The sequence below is a fragment of the Sphingomonas phyllosphaerae genome (assembly GCA_036946405.1).
GTDB lineage: Bacteria > Pseudomonadota > Alphaproteobacteria > Sphingomonadales > Sphingomonadaceae > Sphingomonas > Sphingomonas phyllosphaerae_D.
The window spans coordinates 2,883,174-2,898,209 of sequence record JAQIJC010000001.1; the positions used below are offsets into that span (position 1 = coordinate 2,883,174).

General features: G+C 66.0%; 9 protein-coding genes. 6 read left to right on the forward strand and 3 right to left on the reverse strand.

Features of this window, described 5'->3' with window-relative positions; translation table 11 throughout:
* Positions 1-2: 2 nt before the first annotated feature.
* Positions 3-1,517, reverse strand: a complete 1,515-nt coding sequence (locus tag PGN12_13645; GenBank protein MEH3104935.1) for a tryptophan 7-halogenase — start codon at positions 1,515-1,517, stop codon at positions 3-5.
* 226 nt (positions 1,518-1,743) lie between these two features.
* On the opposite strand from PGN12_13645, the gene PGN12_13650 reads away from it, so the two are divergent.
* On the forward strand, positions 1,744-5,280 hold the full coding sequence (locus PGN12_13650; GenBank protein ID MEH3104936.1) for a TonB-dependent receptor: 3,537 nt from the start codon (positions 1,744-1,746) through the stop codon (positions 5,278-5,280).
* 74 nt (positions 5,281-5,354) lie between these two features.
* Here PGN12_13650 and PGN12_13655 read toward each other — a convergent pair whose 3' ends face one another.
* Positions 5,355-6,416 carry an endo-1,4-beta-xylanase gene (locus tag PGN12_13655; GenBank protein MEH3104937.1) on the reverse strand — a complete coding sequence of 354 codons (1,062 nt, stop codon included), beginning with the start codon at positions 6,414-6,416 and terminating at the stop codon, positions 5,355-5,357.
* Positions 6,417-6,689: 273 nt separating this feature from the next.
* Here PGN12_13655 and PGN12_13660 point away from each other — a divergent pair, with 273 nt between their 5' ends.
* Positions 6,690-8,075, forward strand: coding sequence for a M20/M25/M40 family metallo-hydrolase (locus tag PGN12_13660; protein ID MEH3104938.1), 1,386 nt, complete (start codon positions 6,690-6,692; stop codon positions 8,073-8,075).
* A gap of 39 nt (positions 8,076-8,114) precedes the next feature.
* Here PGN12_13660 and PGN12_13665 read toward each other — a convergent pair whose 3' ends face one another.
* Complete coding sequence (locus PGN12_13665) at positions 8,115-8,699, reverse strand: cell wall hydrolase (GenBank protein MEH3104939.1); 585 nt, start codon at positions 8,697-8,699, stop codon at positions 8,115-8,117.
* A 226-nt stretch (positions 8,700-8,925) separates the two neighbouring features.
* On the opposite strand from PGN12_13665, the gene PGN12_13670 reads away from it, so the two are divergent.
* From PGN12_13670 to PGN12_13685, 4 genes are all read left to right on the forward strand, one after another.
* A complete protein-coding gene (locus PGN12_13670; GenBank protein ID MEH3104940.1) occupies positions 8,926-11,361 on the forward strand; it encodes a prolyl oligopeptidase family serine peptidase in 2,436 nt (811 codons plus the stop codon).
* Between the two features lie 163 nt (positions 11,362-11,524).
* Positions 11,525-12,106 (forward strand): ANTAR domain-containing protein, encoded by a 582-nt coding sequence (locus PGN12_13675; protein ID MEH3104941.1) that lies wholly within the window; start codon positions 11,525-11,527, stop codon positions 12,104-12,106.
* Positions 12,103-13,323 carry a CmpA/NrtA family ABC transporter substrate-binding protein gene (locus PGN12_13680; GenBank protein ID MEH3104942.1) on the forward strand — a complete coding sequence of 407 codons (1,221 nt, stop codon included), beginning with the start codon at positions 12,103-12,105 and terminating at the stop codon, positions 13,321-13,323. The genes PGN12_13675 and PGN12_13680 overlap by 4 nt, the downstream gene beginning before the upstream one ends.
* Before the next feature lie 206 nt (positions 13,324-13,529).
* Positions 13,530-14,768, forward strand: coding sequence for a NarK/NasA family nitrate transporter (locus PGN12_13685; GenBank protein MEH3104943.1), 1,239 nt, complete (start codon positions 13,530-13,532; stop codon positions 14,766-14,768).
* The last annotated feature ends 268 nt before the right edge of the window (positions 14,769-15,036 follow it).

Consider the following 15,036-nt stretch of genomic DNA (forward strand, 5'->3'; position numbering starts at 1 on the left):
CGTCACGCCGCCGCCGGCATCGGGCAGTATCGCGACAGGAACGCAGCGTGGTCGGGCATCGCGCCGACCGCCGCAGCGATCTCGCCCTGCATCCGCTCCAGCCCCGCCACCAGACGGTCGAGCGACGGCCCCTCCGCGCGCGGATCGGTGCCGACCGGCACGACGCGCTGCCCGAGATAGACCGACACCCAGCTGGCATCGAGGAACGCGCCCTCGCGGTATTTCACGACCCGCCCGCGCCGGCGAAACAGCGCCATCTTCTCGGCGAGGCTGTCGGGGATCGGCATCGTGCGGACATAGTTCCAGAATGGCGAGTCATCGCGCTCGGTCGCATGATAATGCAGGATCAGGAAGTCGCGGACCCGGTCATATTCCATGTTGATCAGCCGGTTGAACTCGTCGCGATCGACCGACGAGATCGCGCGTTCCGGGAACAGCTCGACCAAAGCGGTGATCGCCTGCTGCACCAGATAGAGGCTCGTCGATTCGAGCGGCTCGAGGAAACCGGACGCGAGCCCGATCGCCACGACATTGCCCGACCAGCTCCGCGTCCGCCGCCCGGCCTTGAACCGCAAGGTGCGAGGCGCGACCAATGGCTCCCCCTCGACCGCCCCGATCAGCGCGTCGGCGGCGTCGGTTTCAGACAGGAAGTCGCTCGCGAACACATAGCCATTGCCGGTGCGGTGCTGAAGCGGAATGCGCCAGCGCCATCCGGACGGCATCGCCACCGCGCTGGTGTACGGCGTCACCGAGGTTTCGGTCCGGCACGGCATCGCCACCGCGCGATCGGCGGGCAACCAGCGCGACCAGTCCTCGAACGGCTCGCCCAGTTCCTTCCCGATCAACAGCGCGGCGAAGCCCGAGCAATCGACGAACAGATCGCCCTCGACCCGCCGCCCGTCATCGAGCACGAGCGCGGTGACGTCGCCGCTCTCCACGTCGCGCTCGGCGGAGACGATCCGCCCTTCGGTCCGCCGCGCGCCAAGCTGCTCGGCAAAGCGTCGCAGGTAGGGCGCAAAGGCCACTGCATCGAACTGATAGGCATAGCCGAACGTCGAGGCGATCTGTTGCGCATCGCGCGACGGCTGACCGAAGCGATTGGCGCGCGCCAGCGAACAGGCCATCGAGAACGCCTCGATCGGCGGCAACGCCACCCCGGCGCGCAGCAACCGCGTATAATAATGATGGAATTGTACAGCGCCGCTGCCGCGCCCGAACGTACCGAACGGATGGATGTAGCTATCGCCGATCCGCCCCCAATCGCGAAACTCGATCCCCAGTTTGAACGTGGCGCGAGTCGCCGCCATGAAGTCCGCCTCGACGATGCCGAGCCGTTCGTTGAAGGCGCGGATGTGCGGCAAGGTCGCCTCGCCAACGCCGATGATGCCGATCGCTTCCGACTCGACCAGCTCCACCGAACAGCGAGTCGGCAGCAACCGGGCCAGCGCCGCCGCGGTCATCCAGCCGGAGGTGCCCCCGCCGACGACCACCACCCGCTGCCTCGCTGCCCGCTCCATCCATCCTATCCCGTAATGACACGCTCGTACGTGTTCCCGCGACCGTCGTCATACCCCGTTTCCCGCTCCCGGAAACCGTCATTCGGCTGGCGGAGAAATATCGCTGTTAGCGCAAACAAACTGTCTTGCGTTAGTACCGTGACGGTCGTACCCAAGGGGAGAAGATGCCGCACCAACTTGGTGATGAGACATCCGTTCAGGTATGAAATTAGGTGGGGATCTGATAATGGCTGACGAGATTTCGCTCGCGCGCGGGGACCGTACCCGAAGCCGGAACAAGGCCATTCTTGCCGGCGTGTCCGCTACCGCGATGTGCGTGTTTGCGTTGAGCGCTCCCGCCCTTGCACAGACCGGCGCAGCCAGCGGCCAGAACACTGCCGGTGCCGCGGCCCCGGTCAACGTGCCCGGCGGTGATCCGGCCGTCCAGTCGACCGGCGACGTTCCCGCCAGCGACGCCACGGGTGCCGACGACGTCGTCGTGACCGGCATCCGGCAGAGCCTCGCCAACGCGCAGACGATCAAGCGCAATTCCGACACCGTCGTCGACGCGATCACCGCGCAGGATATCGGCGCGCTGCCCGATCGTTCGGTGACCGAAGCGCTGCAACGCGTCCCCGGCGTGTCGATCAACCGCTTCGCCGGCAACAACGATCCGGATCACTTCTCGGTCGAGGGCTCGGGCGTCAACGTCCGCGGCCTCAACTTCGTTCGGTCGGAGTTCAACGGCCGCGACACCTTCTCGGCGGGCATAGGCGGTCAGGCGATCAACTTCGCCGACGTGCCGTCCGAATTGCTCGGCTCGGTCGAGGTCTACAAGAACGCCACCGCCGATCTGATCGAGGGCGGCCTTGCCGGCACCGTCAACCTCAACACGCGCAAGCCCTTCGACAACAAGGGCTTCCACATCGGTGGCGGCGTCGAGGCCAATTACGGTGACTTCGCCAAGAAGTGGGCGCCTACCGGCTCGCTGCTCGTCTCGAACACGTGGGAGACGCCGATCGGTCGCTTCGGCTTCCTCGCCAACGCCTCCTATTCGCAGCTCAAGAGCCGCGCCGACGGTATTCAGGTCACCAACTTCCAGACCCGCGACGGCGTGCAGGCGGCGACCGGCACCGGCACCAACACCACGATCACCTGCCGCAACCAGCTGCCCGGCACCACCGATGCCAATACGCTGCTGCCGGGCACGATCACCGGCGTCGGCGGCGCGAATTTCAACAATCCCGCCAACACCTGCGGCAACACCGGCACGCCCGGCGCGGACGGTTTCGCCGATCCGACCGCGATCGCTTATGCCCCGATCGGCGGCCAGTTCCGCAGTCAGGACTATGACCGCAAGCGCGACGGACAGGCGCTGGCGGTGCAATGGCAGAGCAACGACGAGCGCACGACCTTCACCGCGCAGTTCCTGCGCACGCACTCCAGCAATGCGTGGGGCGAGCACACGTTCGAGACCGCGCCCGATCTTTCGGAATACAGCACCTATCCCGCCGGCTGTCAGCAGAACAGCAACGGCCCGGTCAACGGCGCCAACAACGCCACCACCCGCGCGGAATGCCAGCTGAACGGCTCGGGCCAGTTCGTGTTCGGCAACAACCAGCGTGGCAACGGCTACAACCCGGCCGGCGGCCCCTATCCGAACTACGTCTACGACAGCAACGGCCTGTTCCAGAGCGGCTTCATCACGCTCCCCGGCGCGGGGTGGCGCACGGCCTCGAGCGGCTCGCCCACCACGACGGTTCCCTCGGGCGGTGCGCAGCAATCGCTGTCGCGGCGTCAGGTCTATGACGAGAATCTCGTCAAGGACGCCGGTTTCAACCTCAAGATCAACCCGGACGATCATTGGTCGATCGGCCTCGACGTCGACTATACCTATGCCAAGCACGACGTCACCGATCTCAGCGTCTTCGGCTCGACCTTCGCGGACAGCGAATTGGACCTGACCGGCAAGCTGCCCGTCGTCGTCCCGCACAAGCCGCTGACGCTTGCCGCCAATTGGGCGACGCCGAATCCGGCGATGGCCGCCGCCACCGACAGCGAATATTTCGCCAGCCGTGACTTCCAGTTCTGGCGCGCGGCGATGGATCACATCGAACACAGCGTCGGTGAGGAATATCAGGTCAAGGGTGACTTCGCCTACAAGTTCGACGACGGTGACTTCCTGCAACGCGTCAAATTCGGCGCGCGCTACGCCGAACGAACGCAGGACGTGCGCTACACCGCGTACAATTGGGGCGCGATCAGCGAGATCTGGTCGGGTGCGCCGGTCACCTTCAATCAGGGCGATACCAGCCGATCGTCGCTCTATACGTTCAATAACTTCTACCGTGGCCAGACCTCCGCGCCACCCAGCGCCTATTATTACAATGGCGACCTCATCAACGACTACAATTCCGCCGTCAGCTTCTTCCAGACGCAGAACGATATCTGGCGCAACACCAACGGTGCCACCGCGACCAACCGCTTCGTCGGCGCGGGGCAGCGGGCCGGCGCGATCCCGGGCACGGCCTTCCTGCCGTCCGAAGTGTCGAACGTCCGCCAGATGGACTCGGCCGCTTATGCGATGCTGCAGTTCGGCAACAACGAGCCGGTGTTCGGCGACATTCGCGTCTCGGGTAACATCGGCGTGCGCTACGTCCGCACGACGGTGAATTCGCGCACCGAAACCGCCGTTCCGAACCGCAGCGAGCTTGGCGTCGTCGATCCCTTCTCCACCCGCTGCGTCGCCACGTCGCGGCAATTGCCCGATGGAACCGTTCAGGTCACCCAGCCCGGCGGCGTCTGCAATCTCGGCGCGACCGAATATGAGCGGCTGCGCACCTTCGCGACGGATGGCTATGCGTCGCAACCGGCCTTCTTCAGCAACAGCTATGGCTATTTCCTGCCGAGCGCGAACCTGAAGCTTGGTGTCACCCGCGATCTGATCGTGCGTCTTGCGGGATCGAAGGTGCTGACCCGCCCCGACTTCGCGAACATCCGTCCGTATGTGACGTATGCGCTGGAGCCCGGCTCGGGCACCGTCACGATCAACGCCGGCAATCCGTATCTGAAGCCGGCCACCGCGTGGCAGTTCGACGCGACCGTCGAATGGTATTTCGCGCGCGTCGGGCAGTTGTCGATCGACGCTTTCTATAAGAGCGTCGACGGCTTCTTCTACCAGTCGCTCGTCAACCGCTCGGTCACGAACAACGGCATCACGCAGAACATCCAGGCGCGTGGTCCCGCCAATTATGCCGGCAAGGGCAAGATCAAGGGGTTCGAGGTCGCCTATCAGCAGACCTTCGACTTCCTGCCCGGCTTCCTCAACGGGCTCGGCTTCAACGGCAACTACACGTTCATCGACAGTTCGGGTCTTCCCAACTCGTTCCTGAACGGTGGCACGCCGTCGTCGGGGTCGACGATCCCCAAGGGCAATCTGCCGCTGGAAGGCTTGTCGAAGCACAATTTCAATGCGACCGCCTTCTACGAAAAGGGACCGATCTCGCTACGCGCCGCCTACAACTGGCGCTCGCGGTTCCTGTTGACCGCCGCGGACGTGATCTTCCCGTACACGTCGATCTTCAACGACGCGACCGGGCAGCTCGACGCCTCGGCCTTCATCAACATCAATCGCTATGTGAAGCTGGGCGTGCAGGGTGTGAACCTGACCAACACGACCACCAAGCTGCTTCAGGCGTACAAGGGGGGCTCCGACGATCTGGCGCCGCGTTCGTACTTCACCAACGACCGCCGCTTCTCGATCATCCTGCGCGCCAATTACTAAGGCAAACTCCCCTCCCTCTCGGGGGAGGGGCCGGGGGTGGGGGCCGTGTCTCACCGAGACCAGCCCCCACCTTGTCATGCCACCCGCGCCGGCGCAGCCGCTATTGCCTGAGCAATCGTCGCGCGCAGCGGCTTGGCGCGATAGTCGGCATCATAGGGGCATGGCCGCCGCGCCGCCTTGTCGGCGCGAGGCTCGAACGGGCCGATCCAGCTGAACCGGTCGCACAGCCCCCATGCGACCACGTCGCGAAGCTGCGGATAGGAGAACATGACGTCGAGATAGCGGCGCGCGTAATCCGCGACACCGCGGTCACGCACCGTCGGGTCCACCGGCAGGCCGTTGTCGCGCACGTCCAGCTCGGTGATCAACAGCCGGTATCCCATGCCGGTCACCGCATCGAGGAACTGCCGCCAGTCGCGCTCATAGGCGCGCGCGCTTCCGCTCGTATCGGGTCCGGCGGTCACGATATGCGACTGGACGCCCAGCGCATGGACCGGCACCCCGCGCCGCCGAAAGCCTTCCAGCAACCGCAACACACCCGCGCGGTGTGCGGCATTGCCCGGCTCCCAGCTCATATAGTCGTTGTAGACAAGCTCAGCGTGCGGCGCCTGCGCGTGCGCGGTGCGGAAAGCGAGGTCGAGCAACGCTTCCGTTCCGCCCATCGCCTGGCTCAGCGTGGTCGCTTCCAGCGCGCCGGTTTCCGGTGTCACCGCTTCGTTCACCACGTCGTAACTGGCGATCCGTTTGCCGTATCGCTGTGTCACCGTCGTGATATGATCGGTGATAATCTTGGCCGCGGCGTGGGACGGGCGCGCGCCGAAGTCGTATTTTTCGAGCCAGACCGGCATCCATTTGCGGCGCTGCCACAGCAGATTGTGACCCCTTACCGCCATCCGGTTCGCCGTCGCCCACGCCATGATCCGGTCGAAAGCGGCGAAGTCGAACTTGCCCGGGGCGGGTCTAAGATGCTGCCACTTCATCTCATTTTCGGCCACCAGCACCCCGCACTCCGCGCGTAGCAACGCGGCATAGGCCGGGTTGTCCATCGATGCGCCACGCGGACGCGCCGACAACGCCGATCCAAACCTCAACCCCCTCCCCCGCGCCATCGCGTCGAGCCCAGCGTCGTCGGCCAAGGCATTGCCGGATAACGCAAAAGGAAGGGCCATCCCTCCAGCCAGGCTCGCGCGCCTCGTGATCTTTTCAGTCATTTCCGTCCCTCGCGCTCCGCCGTGCGCACAGTAGATGATGTAACGACGTCAAGCGCCAGAGATATCCCGGAAATGCGTGTCGCCCCGTCACGCGAGCCGTCGGGCTTGCGGATCGGTAGGTGCGCGCCACGGCGGCAAGCAGGTTGCCTTTTTGCCTCGGCGGCCTAGCATCGTCGAACGCGTGGCGGGGACAATATCATGAAGCGTGAATGGGTTCGTCTTGGGTTTGGCGCCGCATTGCTGTGCGCCACGCCACTCACCGCCCTCCGTGCCGAGCCCGCCGCGGAGACGCAGGCGCTCGATATTGCCAAGCGCGCGATCGCGTTCCGCAGCGTCGCCGGCCCCGGCAACCAGACCCCGCAGCTCGCCGCCTATCTCAAATTGGTGCTGGTCGCGGGCGGAATCACCGATGTCACCGTCACCCCCGTCGACGATACCGCTTATCTGATCGCGCGTTGGCCGGGCAGCGATCGCGCGGCCAAGCCTTTGGTAATCTCCGGTCATATCGACGTCGTCGAGGCGAAGCCGGCCGACTGGCAGCGCGATCCATTTACCCCGGTGATCGAGAACGGCTATCTCTATGGCCGCGGCGCAACCGACATGAAGCTTGATGCTGCGGTCACGATCGCCGCGCTCTTGCAGATGAAGCGCCAAGGATATCGTCCGCGCCGCGACATCGTGCTCGAATTTTCCGGCGACGAGGAGACGCGCATGAAGACCAGCGCGCTGATCGCCGAGCAGCTCAAGAACGCCGAGCTGGTCATCAACATCGACGGCGGCGGTGGGCGGCTGGGCGAGGATGGGCGTCCGCAATTCTTCACCTGGAACGGCGCCGAGAAGACCTATGCCGATTTCGAGCTGACCGTCACCAACCCCGGTGGACACAGTTCGGCACCGCGTCCCGAAAACGCGATCAACCAATTGTCGGCCGCATTGGTGCGGATCGAGAATTACCGCTTTTCGCCGCAAGTGTCCGACCTAACGAAGAAATTCTTCGAGGAAGCAGCCAAACAGAAGACCGGCGCGCTCGCCGCCGCGATGCGCGCTTTCGCCGCCAATCCCAAGGATGAGCAGGCGATCGCCACGCTTGCCGCCGATCCCGCCTATGTCGGCCAGATCGGCACCACCTGCGTCGCGACGATGGTGAGTGGCGGCCACGCGCTGAACGCGCTGCCGCAGCGCGCAACGGCCAACATTAATTGTCGCATCTTCCCCGGCGTGAAACCGGCCGATGTGATGGCGACGCTCAAGCAGGTCGCCGCCGAGCCGAAGCTCACGATCCGCGACGTCAGCGAGGGCTCGGTCCCCAACGACGCGTCGCCGATGCGCCCCGATTTCGTCGCCGCGGTGAGCAAGGCGATCGCCAAGACCCGCCCCGGTGTGCCGGTGTTCCCCAGCATGTCGGCCGGCGCGAGCGACAGCATGTGGTTCCGCTTTCACCACGTGCCCAGCTACGGCGCGAGCCCGACGTTCATCAAGGAGTCGGATGATTTCAGCCACGGGCTGAACGAGCGCACCCCGATCGACAATATCGCACCCGGCATCGCTTACTATCAGTCGCTTTTCACCGACCTGTCGCGATAGGGTGCGGTGAGGCTCAGGGCGAGCAGTCCATCTTTGACGTCACCGACGCACGTAGAAGAGGTGGGTGTCGACCTTTGCTACCTTGGTCATCGTGTCGCGCCAGTACGGCACCATCCAGTCGGCATGATAATGGGTCGCGCGCCCGACGTCGGCGAAGACTCGCCCCGCAAGCGCGCGTCTCGCCACGCGCCGCGCCGCCGACCAGCCGTAATGCCGCGTGCGCCGTTCGATCGATCCGTCACAGGTGAACGAGAACTGGCAACCGGTCGTTCGCTCGAACCCCTGATAGACGACGCCGCAGATCGTGCCCGGAAAGCCGGCCGCGCGCGCCCGGTTGAGGATGACCTGAATGACGGCGCGTTGCCCGCGAGGATCGTCACCCACTTCGTACAGCGCGGCAGTGGCGAGGCAGTCGACGGCCTGCGCCCGTTCGGCCGGTCCGCCGCGAAAGCGATAGGGTGCGGCGATGACGCGTGCCCGCGCGACGATCGGGACCTTGGCATTGGACGCGCGGGCCTCCGCCATCGTCATCGCCCGCGACGGTTTCGATCTCACCTTGAAGGAGCGCGTATCCAACAGCCCCGCCACGATGGCCAAAACTGCGGCCACGAAGATCAGCAGCAACCAGCGCTCAGCGGCGACGTCTCGCCGTGCCTTGCGTCCGGTCGCGTTACGTGAGGGTCGACGTCGTGCCATCATCTGCATACCAGCGCCGGGCGCCAATCGGCCGCGTTCCTATCTGCTTGCCGCCGGTAGACCAACCGCCTTCTACGCCGGCCTTCACGAAAGTCGCTGGCCGGTACGATCCGGCCGTGCCACATCGTTGACCCTCAACGACAAGGTGTTACGAATGCGCGCGCGTGCCTGCCTGATCGCCATCCTCTTCGCCTCCGCTGCAACCGCGCAGATGCCTGCCGCCAGTTACCATCGCGCGCCGGATCCCATCGCGAAGGCGCTCGAGATGCCGCCGACGCCGGTGGTTGCGCTCAGCCCTGACCATCGAACCCTCGCGATCCTCGGACGCGAAAACCTGCCCACGATCGCCAATCTGTCCAAGCCGATCCTCCGGCTCGGCGGCTACCGTATCGACCCCGCCACCAACGGCCAGGCCGAGGTACGTGTCCAATGGCTCAATCGCCTGAGCTTCAAGGACATCGACAGCGGCCGCACCGTCGACGTCGGGCTTCCGGCCGGACTGCGCTTCGCCGCGCCGCGCTGGTCCCCCGATGGCAGTCGCCTCGCCTTCTACGCGCAGGAGCCGGAAGGACTGTCGCTGTGGATCGCCGATCGCGAGGGCAATGCCCGTTCGATCGCGAAGGGATTGAACGGGACGTTCGGCGCACCGTACGTGTGGATGCCGGACGGCAAGGCGCTCGTCGCCTATACGATCCCCGCCGACCGCGGCGCGGCGCCTGTCGCTGCCACGACGCCCGCCGGGCCGGTCGTGCAGGAGAGCAGCGGGCGCACGTCGGCCGCGCGCACCTATGAGGATCTGCTTCGTAACGCCTATGACGAGGCGCTGTTCGACCATTATTTCACCGGACAGCTGGTTCGTATCGGGCTCGACGGCGCGGCCAGACCGATCGGCACGCCCGGCCTTGTGACCGACTTCAGTGTCTCGCCCGACGGTCGTTACCTGCTGACCGAGCGGTTGAAGCGTCCATATTCCTATCTGCTGCCCGCGCGCTTCTTCCCGACCGAGATCGCAGTGTCGACGATTGAGGGAAGCCCGGTCAGGACGCTGGTCGACCGTCCGCTCGCGGACGACCTGCCCGTCGACTTCGACGCGACCGTCAAGGGGCCGCGCGACGCGACGTGGCGGTCGGATACGCCGGCGACGCTTGTCTGGGCAGAGGCGCTCGATGGCGGCAATCCGCGCACGAAGGTCGCCTTTCATGACAAAATCATGATGCAGGCGGCGCCATTCGATGCGGCGCCCGTCGAACTGGCGCAAACGCCGTCACGCTTTGCCGAGACGATGTGGGGCGACGACGGGTTCGCGATGGTCGTCGCGCGCGAATGGCGCACGCGAACCGAACATCGACTGGCGGTCGCCCCCTCACGCCCTGGGCAGGCGCGCACGTTGCTGACGTTCAATTACCAGGATCAATATGGCGATCCGGGCGAGCCGCTGATGGACGAAAACGACGCGGGCAAGCCGGTGATGCGCTTCACGCCCGCGCACGACGCCATCTATGTCACCGGTGAGGGCGCCACCAAGGAAGGCGCGTTCCCGTTCCTCGCCACCCTGCCGCTTGCCGGTGGCAAGCAGACAAGGATCTGGAACGCTAAGGCCCCCTATTACGAGCCGGTCGTCGCAATGCTCGATGACCGCGGGGATCGCATCCTGACGCGGCGGGAAAGCGCGGCGCTCGCCCCCAATTACGTGGTCCGTCGCATCAAGGGCGACCGCGCCAAGCCTATCACCGCGTTCCCGGATCCAAGCCCGGTGTTCGCCGGCGTCACGCGGCGTACGATCACCTACAAGCGCGCGGACGGCGTTCCGCTGTCCGGCACGCTCTATCTTCCGGCCGGGTACGACGCGCGGCGCGACGGGCCGCTGCCGACGCTGCTATGGGCCTATCCGTCGGAATATACCGATGCGAAGGTCGCCGGGCAGACGGTCGATCAAGGAAATCGCTTCACCCGCCCGCGTGGCATCAGCCATCTGTTCCTGCTGACCCAGGGCTATGCGATCCTCGACGATCCGGCGATGCCGATCATCGGCGAGGGCGATGCCGAGGCCAACGATACCTATGTCAAGCAATTGCGCGACGATGCGCAGGCGGCGGTCGACGCGGTGGTGAAGCTTGGCGTCGGCGACCGAACGCGCATGGCGGTCGGCGGGCACAGCTACGGTGCGTTCATGACCGCGAACCTGCTGGCCCACACCGACCTGTTCCGCGCCGGCATCGCGCGCTCGGGCGCGTATAACCGCACGCTGACCCCGTTCGGCTTCCAGGCCGAGCAGCGGACCTATTGGCAGGCAACCCCGACTTATACCGAGATGAGCCCCTTCACCTATGCCGACCGGATCAAGGCGCCGATCCTGCTCATCCATGGCGCCGCCGACGACAATAGCGGGACGTTTCCGATCCAGTCCGAACGCATGTATGCTGCGCTCAAGGGAAATGGCGCGACGGTCCGTTATGTCGTCCTGCCCAATGAACCGCATGGCTACCGCGCGCTGGAATCGACCGGGGAAACCTTGTGGCAGATGACCGACTGGCTGGACCGCTACGTCAAGCCTGCGACTTCGGCGACGACGCCACCCGTCAGCAAATAGCCGCAACCTGCCTCATCGGCTCTGCTTCGGACCGTCGCGCGGACGTGGCCGGCGGTTCTTTGGCGGTCGTAGCGGGGCGGGTCTGCGTCGCTACTCAGCAAACGCGAATTGACGTTCGCAGGCGCAGCAATCAAAAAAGGTGCAGGGAGGCTTCGAGAACATCCTGCGCATCGTAATCATCGACGATACCGGCCTTCGCGCGACCGTGCTCGAAGAGGGGCTGCGCGAGGCGGGCTATGACGACATCCATGTCGTGCCGCCGCGTGGTGCCTTCGTCGCGCGTCTGGAACGCATGGCCCCGGACATCGTACTGATGGACCTGGGCGATCCCAGCCGCGACACGCTCGAGGAAATGCTGGTCGTCAGCCGCGCGCTCGCCCGGCCGATCGCAATGTTCGTCGACCGGTCGGACGAGACGATGATCGGCGCGGCGATCGATGCCGGCGTGTCGGCCTATGTTGTCGACGGGCTGCGCAAGGAGCGGGTCAAACCGATCATCGATCTGGCCATCCGCCGCTTCAACGCCTTCGCGCGGATGCAGGCGGCGCTCGACGAGGCGACCACCGCGCTCGCCGACCGCAAGACCATCGACAAGGCGAAAAGCATCCTGATGACCAGCCGCAATCTGACGGAGCCCGATGCCTATGCGCTGCTACGCTCGACCGCGATGAACCAGAACCGGCGGATCGTCGACGTGGCCGAGGCGCTGATCACCGCCGCCGGGCTGCTGGGGGGTGACGCTTGACCCCGCTGGCGATCGCCTTCCTGCCGTTGACCGACAGCGCGGTGCTGGTCAGCGCGCGCGAAAAGGGTTTCGCCGCCGAACGCGGGATCGATTTGACCCTGGTGCGCACCACATCATGGGCGACGGTGCGTGATCGGTTGGTGTTCGGGCAGGTGCAGGCCGCGCACATGCTGGCGCCGCTTGCGATCGCGGTGACGCTGGGGCTCAGTCAGCATCCCGCGCCGATCGCCGCGCCGTTCAAGCTCAACATCAACGGCAACATGCTGGTGATGGCCAGCGGCTTCGCCGCCGCGCTCGACCCCGACGTGATCCGGCGCACCGCCGATCCGATCGGCAGCGCGCACGATTTCGCCGCCGCGATCGGGCTGTACCATCGCAAGCCGGTGATCGGCGTGGTCCATCGTTTCTCCAGCCATGCGCTGATGCTGCGCTACTGGCTTGGCTATGCCGGGATCGACGCGGATCGCGACGTGACACTGCGCGTGCTGCCCCCGTCGCTGATGGCGGAGGCGCTGCGCACCGGGGAGATCGACGGCTTCATCGCGGGCGAACCCTATGGCAGCATCGCGATCGCCGACGGCCTTGCCGAAGCGGTGGCGCTCGGCCCGTGCATCTGGCAGCGCGGGGTTGAAAAGGTGCTGGCGATGCGCCGCGACTGGATGGAGGCGAATGCCGACACCGTCGACCGGCTGCTTCAGGCGCTCACCGCCGCGGCCGGCTGGTGCGACGATCCCTCGAACCGCGAGGAGCTGGCCGAACTGCTCGCCCGCGACGAGTATGTCGGGCAGCCGGCCGCGGCGCTGCTGCCCGCGCTGTCGGGTCGGCTGACGCTGCGCGCCGATCAGAGCGCGATTGATGTACCCGACGCGCTGCTGTTCCACCGCGAGGCGGCGGGCTTTCCGTGGCGAAGCCAGGCGCTGTGGATCTATTCGCAACTGGTCCGCTGGAAGATGGTCGCCGCCACGCCGGATCACGAGCGACAGGCCGCCGAGGTGTTCCGTTCCGACATCTATCGCCGCGCGCTGGTCGACATGGGCGAACCGATGCCGGGCGCCAGCCTGAAGCTGGAAGGTGCGGTGACGCAGCCGATGCCGGTCGGCGCGCATCGCGGCGCGCTGACGCTCGGTCCGGATCGCTTCTTCGACGGGGCGGTGTTCGATCCGGCCGACGTCGCCGGCTATTTGCGCAGCTATCGCATCGGTAGCGACCACGGCTGACATTTTGCGCTTGCGAAGAAACGCGGTTTCGGTCAGCTTTCGGCCTTGACCCGCGACGCAGCGGGTTCAGCCGGGATGCCGCGCCAGCGCGGGTGGGCACCCCCATCGATTTCGCCAGCAAAGCCGCTGACCGCCTTCCCGAACGGGAGAGGCGGCCGGTGGCGTTTGCCGTGCAAGGACAAACCCTTTTCCGATGGAGTTTTCCGATGGCCACCGCATATTGGGAAGACGATCCCGCCAAGCCCGCCACCGGCTTCTGGGCGAGCGGGCACACGCCGACGCTGATCGCCGCCTTCCTGTATTTCGACCTCGCCTTCATGGTGTGGGTGCTGCTCGGGCCGCTGGCGCCCGACATCGCTAAGACGCTGGCGCTGACCCCGGCGCAGAAGGGGTTCATGGTCGCCACCCCGACGCTCGCGGGCGCGATACTGCGCGTCGTCAACGGCCTGCTGGTTGACAGGATCGGGCCGAAGCGGGCGGGTGCGATCAGCCAGATCATCGTCATCGCCGGGCTGCTGTCCGCCTGGGCGCTGGGCGTGAACAGCTTCGGCGGAACGGTGGCGCTGGGCGTGATCCTCGGCTTCGCCGGGGCTAGCTTCGCGATCGCGCTGCCGCTCGCCAGCCGCTGGTATCCGCCCGAGCATCAGGGCAAGGCGATGGGCTTGGCCGGCATGGGCAATTCGGGCACGGTGCTCGCTGCGCTGTTCGCGCCGACACTGGCCAAGCTGTTCGGCTGGAATGCGGTGCTCGGGCTCGCCTGCGTGCCGCTCTTCCTCGTCCTGATCGCCTATCTCGTAATGGCGAAGGATGCGCCGGGGCGACCGGCACCGAAAAGCCTGACCGAATATCTCCAGCCGTTGCGGCAAGCCGATTCGTGGTGGTTGATGGGCTTCTACGCCGTCACCTTCGGCGGCTTCGTCGGGCTCGCGGCAAGCCTGCCGATCTATTTCACCGAACGCTTCGGGCTAACGACGGTCACCGCAGGTTATTGCACCGCCGGCTGCGTCTTCGCAGGCTCGCTGGTGCGCCCGATGGGCGGCGCGCTCGCCGACGCGATCGGCGGGGTCAAGGCGTTGACCGGTGTGTTCGTCGTCGCGGCGCTGGCACTGGCCGGCGTCAGCATCGCGCCGACGCTGCCGGTGGCGCTGCTGTTCTTCGTCGTCGCGATGCTGGCACTGGGCACCGGCAATGGTTCGGTCTTCCAGCTCGTGCCGCAGCGCTTCGCCGCGGAGATCGGCGTGATGACCGGGCTGGTCGGCATGGCCGGCGGCGTCGGCGGCTTTTATCTCGCTTCATCGCTTGGCCTCGCCAAGCAATGGACGGGCAGCTTCGCGCCCGGCTTCCTGATCTTCGCCGCGCTGGCCCTGGTCGCACTCGCCGGGCTCACGCTGGTCAAGGCGAGGTGGCGGCGGACATGGGGCGCCGCCGCGGGCGTCCGGATCTGATCGCATCGATGGGCGGCGTGCGACAACGCCGCCGCCCGTCTTCGCTTGCACGCCGTAACGATGCTGCGCTTGCGAAAAGCCTCTTGCAGGCCGCAGCGAATCACGGCATCTTCTCACTCGATCGGGCGACGAAGCCCGTCGATCACAGGCTGGCCGCTCCAATGCTGGATGCGGGCGGCGCATCGCTCGGTCAGCGGCCCGTCCGCTACCGCTCACGATGATGGCAAGGCCGCCATGCAGGCGCTGGGTTCACCAGCGTCCGCATGGC

Bases quoted from the DNA above. Each gene is read 5' to 3' on its own strand.
- PGN12_13645 (MEH3104935.1), bottom strand. From the start codon at position 1,517: ATGGAGCGGGCAGCGAGGCAGCGGGTGGTGGTCGTCGGCGGGGGCACC.
- PGN12_13650 (MEH3104936.1), top strand. From the start codon at position 1,744: ATGGCTGACGAGATTTCGCTCGCGCGCGGGGACCGTACCCGAAGCCGG.
- PGN12_13660 (MEH3104938.1), top strand. From the start codon at position 6,690: ATGAAGCGTGAATGGGTTCGTCTTGGGTTTGGCGCCGCATTGCTGTGC.
- PGN12_13670 (MEH3104940.1), top strand. From the start codon at position 8,926: ATGCGCGCGCGTGCCTGCCTGATCGCCATCCTCTTCGCCTCCGCTGCA.
- PGN12_13685 (MEH3104943.1), top strand. From the start codon at position 13,530: ATGGCCACCGCATATTGGGAAGACGATCCCGCCAAGCCCGCCACCGGC.